Annotated in this window: 14 protein-coding genes; 10 read left to right on the top strand and 4 right to left on the bottom strand. The window is 70.4% G+C overall.

Features of this window, described 5'->3' with window-relative positions:
- Nucleotides 1-68: 68 nt before the first annotated feature.
- The 4 genes from ACWGH1_RS16950 to ACWGH1_RS16935 all read left to right on the top strand — a co-directional run bounded on the left by ACWGH1_RS16950 (nucleotide 69) and on the right by ACWGH1_RS16935 (nucleotide 4,150).
- A complete protein-coding gene (locus tag ACWGH1_RS16950) occupies nucleotides 69-833 on the top strand; it encodes an ABC transporter permease (RefSeq protein ID WP_453352488.1) in 765 nt (254 codons plus the stop codon).
- Nucleotides 834-842: 9 nt separating this feature from the next.
- Complete coding sequence (locus ACWGH1_RS16945; RefSeq protein WP_453352474.1) at nucleotides 843-1,811, top strand: ABC transporter ATP-binding protein; 969 nt, start codon at nucleotides 843-845, stop codon at nucleotides 1,809-1,811.
- An 80-nt stretch (nucleotides 1,812-1,891) separates the two neighbouring features.
- Entirely contained in the window at nucleotides 1,892-2,686 is a 795-nt protein-coding gene (locus tag ACWGH1_RS16940) for a DUF1707 SHOCT-like domain-containing protein (protein ID WP_453352473.1), read from the top strand.
- 102 nt (nucleotides 2,687-2,788) lie between these two features.
- Nucleotides 2,789-4,150 carry a DUF445 domain-containing protein gene (locus ACWGH1_RS16935; RefSeq protein WP_453352487.1) on the top strand — a complete coding sequence of 454 codons (1,362 nt, stop codon included), beginning with the start codon at nucleotides 2,789-2,791 and terminating at the stop codon, nucleotides 4,148-4,150.
- 196 nt (nucleotides 4,151-4,346) lie between these two features.
- Here ACWGH1_RS16935 and ACWGH1_RS16930 read toward each other — a convergent pair whose 3' ends face one another.
- Nucleotides 4,347-4,649, bottom strand: a complete 303-nt coding sequence (locus ACWGH1_RS16930; RefSeq protein WP_453408775.1) for a hypothetical protein — start codon at nucleotides 4,647-4,649, stop codon at nucleotides 4,347-4,349.
- A gap of 74 nt (nucleotides 4,650-4,723) precedes the next feature.
- Nucleotides 4,724-4,900 carry a hypothetical protein gene (locus ACWGH1_RS16925; protein ID WP_453408774.1) on the bottom strand — a complete coding sequence of 59 codons (177 nt, stop codon included), beginning with the start codon at nucleotides 4,898-4,900 and terminating at the stop codon, nucleotides 4,724-4,726.
- 170 nt (nucleotides 4,901-5,070) lie between these two features.
- Between ACWGH1_RS16925 and ACWGH1_RS16920 the strand changes: the two genes are divergently transcribed.
- Together ACWGH1_RS16920 and ACWGH1_RS16915 are read left to right on the top strand one after the other, a co-directional pair.
- Entirely contained in the window at nucleotides 5,071-5,607 is a 537-nt protein-coding gene (locus ACWGH1_RS16920; protein ID WP_453353581.1) for a GNAT family N-acetyltransferase, read from the top strand.
- A 39-nt stretch (nucleotides 5,608-5,646) separates the two neighbouring features.
- The gene (locus ACWGH1_RS16915; RefSeq protein ID WP_453353582.1) at nucleotides 5,647-6,666 is read left to right on the top strand and encodes a hypothetical protein; all 1,020 of its coding nucleotides are present in this window, start codon (nucleotides 5,647-5,649) and stop codon (nucleotides 6,664-6,666) included.
- Here the strand turns inward: ACWGH1_RS16915 and ACWGH1_RS16910 are convergent.
- The gene (locus tag ACWGH1_RS16910) at nucleotides 6,663-9,806 is read right to left on the bottom strand and encodes a DUF3427 domain-containing protein (protein ID WP_453353583.1); all 3,144 of its coding nucleotides are present in this window, start codon (nucleotides 9,804-9,806) and stop codon (nucleotides 6,663-6,665) included. The genes ACWGH1_RS16915 and ACWGH1_RS16910 overlap by 4 nt on opposite strands.
- A gap of 127 nt (nucleotides 9,807-9,933) precedes the next feature.
- The gene (locus ACWGH1_RS16905) at nucleotides 9,934-10,935 is read right to left on the bottom strand and encodes a hypothetical protein (protein WP_453353584.1); all 1,002 of its coding nucleotides are present in this window, start codon (nucleotides 10,933-10,935) and stop codon (nucleotides 9,934-9,936) included.
- 56 nt (nucleotides 10,936-10,991) lie between these two features.
- Between ACWGH1_RS16905 and ACWGH1_RS16900 the strand changes: the two genes are divergently transcribed.
- The 4 genes from ACWGH1_RS16900 to ACWGH1_RS16885 all read left to right on the top strand — a co-directional run bounded on the left by ACWGH1_RS16900 (nucleotide 10,992) and on the right by ACWGH1_RS16885 (nucleotide 14,166).
- Nucleotides 10,992-11,795 carry a class E sortase gene (locus ACWGH1_RS16900; RefSeq protein ID WP_453353585.1) on the top strand — a complete coding sequence of 268 codons (804 nt, stop codon included), beginning with the start codon at nucleotides 10,992-10,994 and terminating at the stop codon, nucleotides 11,793-11,795.
- A gap of 89 nt (nucleotides 11,796-11,884) precedes the next feature.
- A complete protein-coding gene (locus tag ACWGH1_RS16895) occupies nucleotides 11,885-12,178 on the top strand; it encodes a DUF6412 domain-containing protein (protein WP_453353586.1) in 294 nt (97 codons plus the stop codon).
- 144 nt (nucleotides 12,179-12,322) lie between these two features.
- Complete coding sequence (locus ACWGH1_RS16890; protein WP_453353587.1) at nucleotides 12,323-13,123, top strand: hypothetical protein; 801 nt, start codon at nucleotides 12,323-12,325, stop codon at nucleotides 13,121-13,123.
- A gap of 182 nt (nucleotides 13,124-13,305) precedes the next feature.
- A complete protein-coding gene (locus ACWGH1_RS16885; protein ID WP_453353588.1) occupies nucleotides 13,306-14,166 on the top strand; it encodes a fumarylacetoacetate hydrolase family protein in 861 nt (286 codons plus the stop codon).
- Nucleotides 14,167-14,237: the final 71 nt, after the last annotated feature.

The raw sequence follows: 14,237 nt of genomic DNA, 5'->3' as shown, positions 1-14,237 counted from the left end.
TGCGGGAGCGCGAGCCGCGGCGCCACCGCGCGCTGGAGGGGCTGCGCGGCTACGGGCTGATCGTCGCGATGTGGGTCCGGTCGACCATGACCTACCGGACGTCCTTCCTCCTGTCGACCTTCGGGAACGCGGCGATCACGGTCCTGGACTTCGCCGCGATCTACATCATGTTCACGCACGTGGACGCCCTCGGCGGGTTCTCCCTTGCGGAGATCGGCCTGCTGTACGGGTCCTGCTCCACCTCGCTGGGCCTGGCCGGCCTGCTGCTCGGCAACACCGACCGGATCGGTGCCCGGATCCGCGACGGTTCGCTCGACACCATGCTGGTGCGTCCGGTCCCGGTGCTCGCGCAGGTCGCGGCGGACCGGTTCGCGCTGCGCCGGCTCGGGCGGGTCGGGCAGGGGTCCGGGGTGCTGGTGTGGGCGCTCGTGGTGCTCGACGTGGACTGGACGGCCGGGAAGGTGCTGCTGGTGCCGGTGATGGTGCTGGCGGGTACGGCGATCTTCGCGGCGGTGATGGTGGCCGGTGCGGCGTTCCAGTTCGCGGCGGGGGACGCGGCGGAGGTGGTCAACTCGTTCACCTACGGCGGCTGCACGATGCTCCAGTACCCGCCGACGGTGTTCACCAAGGAGCTGCTGCGCGGGGTGACCTTCGTCGTCCCGCTGGCCTTCGTCAACTGGCTGCCCGCGCTGTACGTGCTGGGGCGGCCCGATCCGCTGGGGCTGCCGGGCTGGGTCGCGTACCTGAGTCCGCTCGTCGCCTTCGCGGTGTTCGTGCCCGCGTCGCTGGCGTGGCGGGCGGGACTTCGTTCGTACCGGAGCACGGGGAGCTGAGGACAGGGCATGGAAGACGTACTGATCGAGTTGGACGGGGTCGAGAAGGTCTTCGCCGTGCGGCGCCGGGTGGGCCTGGTGCGGCGGGAGAAACGGCTGGTCAGGGCCGTGGACGGGATCAGTTTCAGCGTCGGACGGGGGGAGATGGTCGGCTACATCGGGCCGAACGGTGCGGGGAAGTCCACCACCATCAAGATGCTGACGGGGATCCTCACGCCGAGTGGCGGCCGGCTGCGCGTGGCGGGCATCGACCCGGCCCGGGAGCGGATGAGGCTGGCGCACCGGATGGGGGTGGTGTTCGGGCAGCGCACGACTTTGTGGTGGGACCTGCCGCTGAAGGACTCCTACGGGCTGATGCGGCGGATGTACCGGATCCCGGAGGCGAGGTACCGGGCGAACCTGGAGCGCTGTGTGGACCGGCTGGACCTGGGGGAGCTGCTGGACGTGCCGGTACGGCAGTTGTCGCTGGGGCAGCGGATGCGCGGGGACATCGCGGCGGCGCTGCTGCACGATCCGGACGTGCTGTACCTGGACGAGCCGACGATCGGGCTCGACGTGGTGAGCAAGGCGAAGGTGCGGGGCTTCCTGCGGCAGCTGAACGCGGAGCTCGGGACGACGGTGCTGCTGACGACGCACGACCTGCAGGACATCGAGCAGTTGTGCGAGCGGGTGATGGTGATCGACCACGGGCGCCTGATGTACGACGGGCCGCTGGGCGGGCTGCACGCGTCGGGGGCGGCGGGGGAGAGCGAGCGGACGCTGGTGGTGGACCTGGAGCGGGAGCTTCCGCCGCTGGAGGTGGCGGGGGCGCGGGTGGTCCGGGTGGAGGGGGCGCGGCAGTGGCTGGCGTTCCCGGCCAAGGCGTCGGCGGCGCCGCTGGTGGCGGCGGTGGCGGCGGGGTACCCGCTGTTGGACCTCTCGGTGCGGGAGCCGGACATCGAGGAGGTCATCGCGCGGATGTACGCGGGGCGGGGGTAGGGGGAAATCAGGGTCGGTCCCGGGGTCCGGTACGGGGCCGGTCCGTACCCCTGCCGGGGCTCAGTACATAGGCTGGTCCCATGAATGACGAGCGGCCGGAGAAGCCGTTGACGGAGGGATCGCTGCCGGAGAAGCCGGTCATGGGGAAGGCGGTGCCGGGGACTTCGGCTCCCTCGCTGCCGGAGGCCGCGCTGCCGCAGCTCAGGGCCTCGGACGCCGACCGGGAGCGGGTGGTGGAGCGGCTGCGGGACGCCGTCGCCGAGGGCCGGCTCGACATGGAGGAGTTCGAGGAGCGGCTGGACGCGGCGTACAAGTCGCGTACGTACGCCGAACTGGATCCGCTGACCCGCGACCTGCCCGCGCCGGGGGCGGCGGCGCCGGTGGCCTCGGCGGCGCCGGCGCAGCCGGTGTCGGCGGTGGCGCGGGCGGGTTCCGGGGCGGCGTGGGCGGACCGCATCGGAGGCCGGGGCACCTCGTCGACGGGGATCGCCGTCATGTCGGGGTTCCAGCGCAAGGGCCGCTGGACGGTGCCGGCGCGGTTCGACGCGTTCGCCCTGATGGGCGGCGGGGAGCTCGACCTGCGCGAGGCGAACTTCGCGGAGCCCGAGGTGGTGATCAACTGCGTGGCCGTGATGGGCGGCATCGAGATCACCGTGCCGCCGGGCGTGGAGGTCGATGTGCGGGGCATCGGGTTCATGGGGGCGTTCGACCAGCGCGAGAGCCCGTGCCCGCCGGAGCCGGGCGCCCCGCGCGTGGTGGTGACGGGCCTGGCCCTGATGGGCGGGGTCGAGGTACGGGTGAAGGAGCCGAAGGGGGCCAAGGGCTCCAAGGGGGGCAGGCAGGTGGAGGGCCGGCCGCCGCGGAAGGAGCTGTAGGGGGTTCCCGGGACCTCCTCTGGCGCGCCGGGAACTCCCGGGACCGGCCGGGAGTCGGATGCTATGCAGACAAAACCGGCCATCGGGGGAAGGCAGGAGTACGTGGAAGACGTGGACCATCGCACGGGGACGGGCACCGGCTCGGGTTCGGGCGCTGCGACCGGGGAGGGTTCCGGTCGCGGGGCCGCCGTCGCGCGGGGCGCTTTCGTGTTCAGCGCGGCGGACGAGGAACGGCGGCACGGCGTCCGCCGGATGAAGGCCACCGCGACCGGGCTGCTGACGCTGGTCGCGCTGGTCTACGTACTCGCCAAGTGGGCGCAGCACACCGGCGCGGGCGGCTGGGCCGGCTACGTCGCGGCCGCCGCCGAGGCGGGCATGGTCGGCGCGCTCGCGGACTGGTTCGCGGTCACGGCCCTGTTCCGGCGGCCCCTGGGGCTGCCCATCCCGCACACCGCGATCATCCCGACGAAGAAGGACCAGCTGGGCGTGTCGCTGGGGGAGTTCGTCGGCGAGAACTTCCTCTCCCCGGAGGTGGTCAGGGTCCGGCTGCACGCCCTCGGCATCGGCGGACGGCTCGGCTCCTGGCTGGCGGACCCCGCGCACGCCGAGCGGGTCACGGCGGAACTGGCGACCGCCCTGCGCGGCGCCCTGACCGTGCTGCGGGACTCCGACGTCCAGGCCGTGGTGGGGGAGGCGATCACCCGCCGGGCCGAGTCCGTCGAGATCGCCCCGGGGGTCGGCAAGACCCTGGAGAAGGTGGTCGCCGAGGGCGGCCACCACCGTGCCGTCGACCTCATCTGCGCCAAGGCCCACGACTGGCTCGTCACGCACGGCGACTCGGTCATGGACGCGGTCCAGGGCGGCGCCCCCGGCTGGACGCCGCGCTTCGTGGACCGCAAGGTGGGCGAGCGGGTGTACAAGGAACTGCTGCGCTTCGTGACGGAGATGCGGGACATGCCGCAGCACCCGGCGCGGGGTGCGGTCGACCGGTTCCTCACGGACTTCGCCGCCGACCTCCAGTCGGACACGCGGACGCGGCAGCGGGTGGAGCGGCTCAAGTCCGAGATCCTGGCGCGGGGCGAGGTGCAGGACGTCATCGCCTCGGCGTGGGCCGCCGTCCGGTCGACGATCATCGCGGCGGCGGAGGACGAGCAGAGCCAGCTGCGGGTACGCGTCCGGTCCTCGCTGATGACCCTGGGCGCGCGGCTGGCGACGGACGGGCGGCTCCAGGACAAGGTGGAGGGCTGGATCGAGGGGGCGCTGGTGTACGTCGTCACCACCTACCGGACGGAGATCACCTCGCTGATCACCGACACGGTGGCGAGCTGGGACGCCGAGCACACCTCCCGCAAGATCGAGGCCCACATCGGCCGCGACCTCCAGTTCATCCGCATCAACGGCACGGTGGTGGGCGCCCTGGCGGGGCTGCTGATCTACACCGTGTCGAAGGCTCTGGGGGCGTGAACCCCAGCCCCGCCGGAGGTTGAGGCGCACCTCAGCGGTGCCGGGGTGGTTTCGGGCCCCGGCATGTCCGGCTTCGCCGGGCTATTTCAGCCCCGCCGGCGTTTGAGGCGCGGGTCTGGGGCGGAGCCCCGGAACACCCGGCGCGGCCGGGCCGCTCCGCGCGACGGGGCCGCAGGTCCCGGCCCCGCGCCGCCGGCTACCCGCGGCGGTCGGCCACGACCCACGCGGCCCCCGCCACGACCCCGGCCGCGCCGAACACGGCCGGCCACGCGCCGACCTTCTTGGCCAGCGGATGCGCCCCCGCGAACCCGGCCAGGTACAGCGCTCCGAGCCCGGCCGCCGCCGCCGCGCCGCCGCGCCGGTGCCACTCCCGGCCCGCCGCGATCCCGGCGGCGCCCAGCACGACGCCGCCCAGCGGGCGCTTCTTGGTCCAGCGGGCCACCGCGTACCCGCCCACCAGTCCGGCCGCCGCCACCATCGAGGTCGGTACCCGCTCCATGTCCACTCCGTCCACTTCCACTTCCCACTGGCGCCACTCGTGGCATCCACGCCGCATCCGTGCGGCTTACGAGGCTAACGCGGCCCCCTGACCGCCCGACGGGCGCCCAGCCCGCCCAGCACCAGAACCGTCCCGCCGATCACGCCGTCCGGAACCGCCTCCCGTACGGCGGCCGGCAGCAGCGCCACGACCCCGAGGACGAGGAGGAAGGCGAGGGCGGCCCGTCCGGCCGCCCGCAGCAGTCTGTCCACGCCTTCTCAACGCGACCGCCCCGGCCGCGACACGGACCGCCCTGAGGGGATTTGTCGCACACTCGCCGGATCCGCCTGATACGCCGCCCATGGAACCCGGAGCGCATAAATTCACTCTCCAAAGACAAACGGGAAAATCCCCGCCAACGTGCCCCAGGAGCCCGGACATCGTGATCTGCTACGGACAGGCCGTCCTCGACCTCGTGGACGAACTGGTCGACGCCTACGCCGACGTCTTCTCCGCCCCGCCGTGGAACGAAGACGAAGAAACCATTCGCCAGTTCGCGGGCCGCCTCCCCGTCGACGCCCGGCGCCGTGGTTTCCGTACCGCCCTGGCCCAGTCCGCGGCCGGGATCGACGGGTTCGCCACCGGCTGGCTGACCCCGGCCGCCTTCCCCAAGAACCGGGCCTACGCCCAGGTCGCGGCGCAGCTCGGACCCGGCCGGGTGAAGGAACTCCTCATCGGCGCGCTGGAGATAGACGAACTCGCCGTACGTCCCTACGCGCGCGGCCGCGGCACCGGACGCGCCCTGCTCACCGAGATCACGGCCGACGCCCCCGACCGGCGCGCCTGGCTGCTGACCTCGCGGCTGGCCAGGGACACGGTGGCGACGTACCGCCGCCTGGGCTGGCACGAGGTCCCCGCGCTCCCCGGCACCGAGACGGGCGTGATCGTCTTCCTGGCGCCGGACCACCCGAGCCGCTGACCAGGGATATCCCGTTCCGGGGGCGGGCATACCCGCGCCATGATCACCACGACGCCCCAGCGGCTGGCCCGGCGCCAGCTCAACATGGCCACCCGGCACCAGCTCACCGCCACCGCCGGAGTGCCCGATGGCACGATCACCTCCCGCACCCGCCCGGGCGGGCCCTGGCAGCGCTTACTGCCCCCGGTCTACCTGCTCCAGACCGGCCCCCCGGACCACCGCCAACGCGCCCTCGCGGCGGTCCTGTACGCCGCCGAGCCCACCGCCGACCCGCTCTCCGGGGACACGGCCGCCCTCACCGGCGCCGCCGCGCTCGCCCTGCTCGGCGTCCGCGAGGCCCCGTACACCCCGGCGGACGTCCTGATCCGCGCCCCGCGCCGGCTCACCGCCACCCCCGGGGTCCGCCCGCTGGCCACCTCCCGCTGGCCGCGCACCATCACCGTCGGCGGCATCCCGAGCACCCGGCCGGTCCGCGCGGCCGCCGACTTCGCCGCCCGCGCCGACGACCCCGACCGCATCCGCTCGACGCTGGCCCACGTGGTCCAGGCCGGCTGGTGCCACCCGCACGACCTGCACGCCGAACTGCGCGCCTCCCGCCTCCTGACCCGCCCCGCGATCCGCTCGGCGGCTTCCGAACTCCTGGCCGGCGTCCGCTCGATCGCCGAGGCCCGGGCCCGCGACACCCTCACGGCGACCGACCTCCCGGCCCCGCTGTGGAACGCCCGCCTCTACACCCCGGACGGCACCTTCCTGGCCAGCCCGGACGCCTACTGGCCCGACGAGGGCGTGGCCCTGGAGGTCGACTCGGCCGAGTACCACTACACCCGCGACGCCTGGCACGCCACCCTCCGCCGCCGGCTGCGCCTGGAGTCCCACGGCATCCTGGTGGTCAGCGCGACCCCCTCCATGCTCCGCGACACCCCGACGGAAGTCCTCGCCGCCCTCCGCACCCTCCTCACCCTGACCACCCCCCGCCCCACCCCACCGACGGCCCTAGCCCGCGGCCACCAACAGCTCTCGCTCTTCCGGGAGCTCGGTGAGCGCCCTCGTTCCGTCTAGTTCGCGATGGCGGAGTACGACCAGACGTCAGCGGGGATCTCGTGCTGGAGCCGCCACACGACACCCATGGGATTGCTGCCCTTGTGGCGGACGTATTCACCAGGGCCGAGCAACATCCAGGCTTGTGGTCGTCCGATGTCCGTCCGTTTGTAACGGCGAACGAAGAGGACCACGTGGGAATCGTTTTCTCGGTGCGTCTGGTAGCGCCGGCCGGTCGGCGACGTTTCTGAGGTTTGAACCTGCGACTCCCAATGGAACTGGAACTCGCTCATCGCGTAATCTTTGTAACGAGTCTGGGGAGAAAAATCCTTTTCTTCCTTTTCAAGGGTGATGAACAAGGCGTCCGTCTGGATGCTCTCGCACCACTTCACACCCTCCCGGAAGTTTCCTGGCATGAAGCCGCCAATCGCGGATTCGTTCAGTGCTGGAAGGATTTCTTCGCGACTGTAAGACGCGTGTACGGTCAGCGGAAGATTGGCCAGTTCCCCGCTCAGCGGGACGGGCAAGTGTTCGGTCTGCCCGAGGTTGTGGGCAAGCACTTGACGAAGCTCCTCGCGAAACGCGTGCTGCGACCGGAGGGAGTCGAAGGCCTCTTGGTAGCCGGAAAAGCCGCCTCCGAGAGGCCATAGCGAGAAGAAGAACATGCGTGCGTAAGCTTGTTCGCGTGCGTCGAGGGCATCGTAGGGCGGAGCGTCATCCCGCAGCAAGGTGGTGTAAGCCCGTACGCGTGCAGGATCGTCCGCATGCAGGAATGCGGATACCCGCTTAAGTAGGGCTTGTTCACCGTTCGGTGGAGGAGTGGCAACTAGTTTGGCTCGCCGCAGCAGTCCTGTCCAAGAATTTCCATTACCGCGATAGAGCTCCTTGATTTCCCTTCCGCTCTCCCTGAGGTATGAGCCGATTGTCGGTTCGGCGTAGGTAGCCACTTCCCGGGCAAGCTGGATCACGTTGACGTTGATTTGAGTTCGAATATTGTCAAGAATGAGATCCTTGGCTTTGGGCTCTAGGATGATTTGACATCCGGAGGGAAGCTGTGGGAATCCCTCTTCTACTGCCCCGAGCAGTCGGTTGCGCGTCAGGTTTGTCAATGCCCTGAATTGCTCTTCGAAGCGGAATTCCTTACGGTGTTGTCCGATGAAGTCCAAAACGGTGAGGACCGGCTTGTTCTCCGTTCGCCGCAGGCCTCGGCCCAGTTGTTGAAGAAATACCGTGGCGCTGGAGGTCGGGCGGAGGAGCAGTAGGGTATCGACGTCCGGAACGTCCAGCCCCTCATTGAAGAGGTCGACGGAGAAGATGACGTTCAGGTCACCACACTTGAGCGCCTCCAGAGCGGCCTTACGGTCAAGGCGTGAAGTCTCGCCAGACAAGGCGACGGCGCGAAATCCTGCTCGGTTGAAGAAGCCAGCCATGAAGTGCGCGTGAGCAACCGATACGCAGAAGCCGAGGGCTCGCATGGTTTCCGGGCTGGTGTGCTTGTCTTGGAGGGCGCGAACAACCAGACGTGCACGTGCCTCATTGCCGGTAAAGAGTTTACTGAGGGCGGTAGAGTCGTACGATCCGCGCTTCCAAGTAACGGCGCTCATATCAGTGTTGTCGGAGATGCCGAAGTAGTGGAATGGGCAAAGGAGGTCGTTCTCCAGCGCCTCCCATAGGCGCATCTCGGCGGCGATTCGACCGCCGAAGAACTCGTCTTGAACGTTCAAGCCGTCCATGCGCTCGGGAGTTGCCGTGAGCCCGAGTAGTTCTTGTGGCGCGAAGTGGTCGATGATCCTTCGGTAGGTCGGAGATGTGCCATGGTGAAATTCATCGATGACGATGGCATCGAAGTGATCGGTCGGAAGCTGTTCCAGCGTGCGCGCATGGAGTGACTGAACGCTGGCGAACACGTTGTTCCAAGCGGTGGGCGTCTTCCCGTCAACAAGCAACTCGCCGAAATTGGCATCGCCCAGTACATCTTGGTAAGTCCGCAAGGATTGCTCCAAGATCTCCTTGCGGTGCGCGATGAAGAGCAGGCGAAGTCGGCGGCCGAGCCTTTGTTGCAGCTGCTTGAAGTCAAGTGCAGCCATTACGGTCTTTCCGGTGCCCGTGGCAGCTACCAGCAGGTTACTGTGCTGGCCATGCACCGAACGTTCCACCTCAAGGCGTTCGAGCATGTCTCGCTGGTGCGGATAGGGGCGGACCTCTAGACCGGACAAGCTGATGACTCGTGCTGCGTCTCTGCTGCTAGAACCCCCGGCGACCCTGAGGGCCTCATCCAGCCGTTGGGCATCTTGGTCAGGGTCGTACGTTTCGAAGGCGCGCTCACTCCAATACGAATCGAAGGTCGCTTCGAATTTGCGCAGTACGTCTGGTGTCGCCACACCGGACAGGCGAACGTTCCATTCCAGTCCGTCGAGCAATGCTGCCTTCGAGAGATTTGAACTTCCGACGTAAGCTGTATCAAACTCAGAATGGCGCCGGAACAGCCAAGCTTTGGCGTGTAGGCGAGTAGAGCGGAGCTCGTAGTTCACCTTCACCTGGGCCCCGAAATCGCGCACCATGCGGTCCAGTGCCGTGCGTTCGGTTGCGCCGATGTAGGTGGTGGTGATGACTCGGATCGGCACGCCGCGAGCCGCAGCGGCTTTCAGCGACTGCTCCAGCACGCGCAAACCCGTCCACTTCACGAAGGCGCATAGCAAGTCGATGCGGTCCGCCGTCGCCAGTTCCGCACGCAGTTCCGATCCCAGGCTCGGGTCATCGGGAGAGTTGGTGATGAGGGCCGTCTCCGACAGGGGCGTGGAGGGGCGAATGTCGTAGGTTCCCTTTGCTGCGGCATCGGCTACAGCCAGTAGCTGACGAGGTCCCGTAACGATGGGCTCCACCCATCCGTCCGCTCCGTCGAACGAGCTGAGGGTCTTGAGGATCTCGTTCGTCGCGTCGACTCGATCGCCAGCTGGGAGCCTCTTGAGGACCTGGCCGACCGCGTGAGCAACATGCCGAGTCAAGACGTGATGTTGCGATTCACCAACGACCTCACCGCGTATGACCTTTGCACCGCCGGCAATCAGATCGCTGATCCTCTTCTCAAGGGCAGTGGTGATCAGCGTTTCATGCAACCCGGTAACAGGAATCGCCGCTCTGGGGTCAGGACCAGCCTTCACTGAATCTCCTCCATCGCTCGTGCATCGCTGCCTTGGTTGTACCAAGGGCTGCTGACAACATCTGTTCAGATCGCGGTGGTTGAGATGTAGTGAGGCTCGTCATCGGCCACAGAGCGTCTGATTTTGATCAGCTGTTGGAGCCGTGGCATTCCGGGTAGGGCTTGCCCGAGGTGCACCAGCAGGGGGAGGTGGGGGAGGGGGGCCAGGGGGTGGCTTTGCCGCGGGCGGCGAGGGTGGTGGCGTACTCCGCCAGGAGGCTGGGGGAGGCCGGGGAGGTTTTCTCGGAGGCGGCGAAGGCCTCGTACGAGGGGACGCTGGCGGTGACGATGCCGAGGTTGGTGGTGCCGGAGGCGGCCAGGGCGCGGAGGGACGATTCGATCTGCGCCAGGTGCTGCGCGTGCGACGGGTACTCCGCGGCGAGGGTCGGGTAGCTGGTCAGGAGCTCGGCCAGTTCGCGCTGGGGCCAGTGCAGGATCGCCACCGGGAAGGGGCGGGAGAGCGCGGCGCGCCGGTCGCCCAGCTCGGCGCGCAGGCGGGCGATCTCGGCGCGGAGCTCGGCCGGGTCGTCGGAGCCCAGGGCCCAGATGCGCTTCGGGTCGTGGAGCTCGTCCAGCGGGATCGGGCCGATGTGGCGGGTGTCCGCGACCATGTCCCAGTCGTCGTGCGGGCGCCCGAGGAGGCGGCGGACGCGGTGCCGGCCCGTGAGGAGGGCGGTGGTGGCCTGGGTGAGGGGGGTGTTCTCCGGGATGAGGAGGGTGGCCGCCTGCGTGAAGCACTCCTCCGAGGCGGTCAACTCGTCGTGGGCCTCCAGGGCTTCCGCGATCACCTCCCAGGGGGCCGGGTCGGCGGGGGCCGCCGTACGGATGCCCTGGATCAGGGCGCGGGCCTCGGCCTCGTGGCCGTACTCCCACAGGTTCGAGGCCTGGAGCGCCTTGATCAGGTGCGGGTCGTCGGGGTCGGAGGCGAGGAGTTGGTCGTAGAGCGCGCTTGCCCGTTCCCGTGCGTCGGCCAGTTCGAGGTGGGCCGCGGCCTGGAGGAGCAACGGCTCCTGGTCCTCGGGGTAGCGGGTCGCCGTGCGGATGAGGCGCTCGGCTTCGGCGATGTGCTCGGCAGGCGTGTCGGGGCGCATGGTTCACACCGTACTGCTGCTGGTCAGTTGACGGGGGAGGTCTTAAGGTGCCGCCCGTGCGGGATCACATACCTGTGGTGGTGCAGGGGGGCGGCCGGCGTGGGCGCCGGGCCGGCCTCGCGGGGGTGCTGTGGGCGGCCGCCGAACTGGCCGTCACGGTGGGGGTGCTGGTGATGTTGCTGGTGGTGCACCAGATGTGGTGGACCAACCGGCAGGCGCTGGCGGGAGCGCGGGAGGAGGTCCGGGCGCTGGAGCGGCAGTGGGAGGCGCCCACGGCGGGGCCGCAACAGGTTCCGGAGCCGCAGCCGCAGCCGCAGTCGGAGCCGGAGGCGCAGGTGCCAGCACCGGCACCGGCGCAACCCGGGAACGGGCCGGGCCGGTCGGGCGCGCCTTCGGCGGCTCCGGTCCGGGCGCCCGAGCGGGACCAGTCGTACGCCGTGCTGCGCGTCCCGCGCCTCGGGCTGGTCGTGCCCGTCGCGCAGGGGATCGACAAGAAGGCCGTCCTGGACAAGGGGTACGCCGGGCACTACCCCGGGACCGCGCAGCCCGGCGCGGAGGGGAACTTCGCGCTGGCCGGGCACCGCAACACGCACGGGGAGCCGTTCCGGTACCTGAACCGGCTCAGGGCGGGGGACGAGGTGACGGTCGACGTGCGGGGGCAGAGGTACACGTACGTGGTGGGGCGGATCCTGCCCGAGACCACCGAGCGGGACACGGGCGTGGTCGCACCCGTGCCGCGCAGCGTGGTGAAGCCGGAGTACGGCTACAGCGCGCCCGGTGCGTACATCACGCTGACCACCTGCACGCCCGAGTACACGTCCAGGTACCGGCTGGTGGTGTGGGGAACGCTGAAACGGTGACGGAAGCCGGGAACACCGCCCCGAGCCGGCCCGTTGTGCGGGTACGGGAATTCGTACGGGTGGGTCGGCAGCGGAAGGGGGTGGGCGGCATGGCCGGGCGTTTCACCGGGCTGTTCGTCACGCTGCTGCTGCTCGGAGGCTTCCTCGGGCTGCTGCTCGGGGAGAGCGGGCCGGCCGGTGTGGTGGTGGTCCTCGCGGCCGCCGTCGCGGTGGGTGCGGCCGCCTTGGCGGCGAGCCGGGTCCGGCCGGTACCGCCGCACCGAATACGTACCACGATCCGTGATCGCGAGCAGCGCACGGCGTTCCTGCCGCAGCGTGATCCCGACGCCTCGGGCCGGTCGCGGCCCCGGGCTCCCGGCCGCCTCGTCCCGACGGCCGCGTAGGGGCGCGCAATACAGGGCGGGGCCGGTCGGCCCCGGCCGGTGGCACCGTTCTACCGCTCACTGATCACTGTCGTCGCCCCTCGCGGGTCGTCACGCCGAAATGCATTTCTTTCGACGTTCGACGAGACCCCTCGGAGGGCCCGCGTGTCCGTTTTCACCCACCTTGTTGCCCAGCTGGGCCGGCTGTTGGAGCCGGTGCTGGCAGGGTCGGCGACCGCTGTGGCGATCGTGCTGTTCACCGTGCTCGTACGCCTCGCACTGCACCCGCTGAGCCGGGCGGCCGTGCGCGGGGCGACGCCGGTGGCCGGCTGCCTTCCCATGCTGTTGCAGCTGCCCGTGTTCTACGTGATGTACCGCGCGTTCTCCTCGGCGGAGGTCGGTGGGGCGGCCAACGAGCTGCTGGGGCACCGGCTGCTCGCCGCGCCCCTCGGGGCCCGCTGGGCCGACGCGCTCGGCGAGGGCGGGGTGTTCGGGGCGCCGGGGCTGGTGTTCCTCGCACTGTTCGCGGCGATCGCGGCGGTGGCGGCCTGGAGCGCGGTGCGCGGGCGCCGGGCGGCACTGGCCCCGGACGGCAAGGCCGGGGTCGGGGGCAAGGCCGAGGCCGGGGGTAATGCCGGGGTCGGCGGCAAGGCCCGGGCCAGGGGTAATGCCGGGGCCGGGGTCGAGGCCGGGGTCGGCGGTGGTTCCCGGGTCGGCGGCAAGGCGGGGGTCGGGGCGAAGGCAGTGGCCCGCGGGCGGGGGCTGCCGGGCGGGGGTGTGGGAACGCTGACCGCCGAGCAGGAGGCGGCGGTGCGGAAGCTGGGCGGTGTGCTGCCCCTGCTCTCGTTCGGGACGCTGATCACCGCTGCCGTGGTGCCGCTCGCCGCGGGGCTCTACCTGCTGACCACCACTGCCTGGTCGGTCGCCGAGCGCGCCTGGCTGCAACGGGGCGCGGCGCGCGGCTGACACAAGGCGGGGAAGGGCGGCGGAGGAAGGCCGGCTGGAGGGGGGCGTTCCAGTCTGTGAACAGGGTCTTGCGGATTGGCCGGACTTCTTGGAGGATCGGCCAATCCTCCGATGGCCGCAACCCATCGTCCGGCCCGGGGCATGCCCATGGGCCGACCACCCTCGACCACGGGAGAATGCCCATGAAGCTGCTGCGTGTCGGACCCGTCGGGTCGGAGCGCCCCGCGCTGCTCGACCAGGACGGAACCCTGCGGGACCTGTCCGGGCTGATCACGGATGTGGACGGCGCGCTCCTCGCCGACGACTCCGCGCTGTCCCGGGTACGGGACGCGGCGGCAGCGCCCGGGGACCTGCCCGCGCTCGACGCCGAAGGGCTGCGCGTGGGTGCCCCCATCGGCCGCATCGGCAAGGTCGTGGGCATCGGCCTGAACTACTTCGGGCACGCCGCGGAGATCGGCGCCGAGCCGCCGGCCGAACCGATCCTCTTCCTCAAGGCACCGGACACGGTCGGCGGCCCGGACGACACCGTCCTCATCCCGCGCGGCAGCGTGAAGACGGACTGGGAGGCCGAGCTCGGCGTCGTCATCGGCGCCACCGCCCGGTACCTGTCCTCCGCGGCGGAAGGGCTGGCGCACGTGGGCGGGTACACGCTGGTCAACGACGTATCGGAGCGCGAGTTCCAGATAGAGCGCGGCGGCACCTGGGACAAGGGCAAGAACTGCGAGACCTTCACCCCGCTCGGCCCGTGGCTGGTCACCGCCGACGAGATCCCGGACCCGCAGGACCTCGGCGTCCGGCTCTGGGTCAACGGCGAGCTCAAGCAGGACGGCAACACCTCGGACCAGATCTTCCCGGTCGGCGAGGTCGTCCGGTACCTGAGCCGGTTCATGACCCTGTACCCCGGCGACGTCATCGTCACGGGCACCCCGGCGGGCGTGGCCATGGGACAGCCGGAGCCCAAGCCGTACCTCCGCGCCGGCGACGTCGTGGAGGTCGAGATCGACGGCCTCGGCCGTCAGCGCCAGGAGTTCAAGGGCGCGTGACCGGGCCGGCGGTCGGCCGGCGGTGCGGGAGGAGCGGACCCCCGGGGGGCGGCCCGCCCCTCCCGGCTGCC

It is taken from the genome of Streptomyces sp. NPDC054883, assembly GCF_053610645.1.
This window is presented reverse-complemented; position numbering and strand designations above follow the sequence as displayed.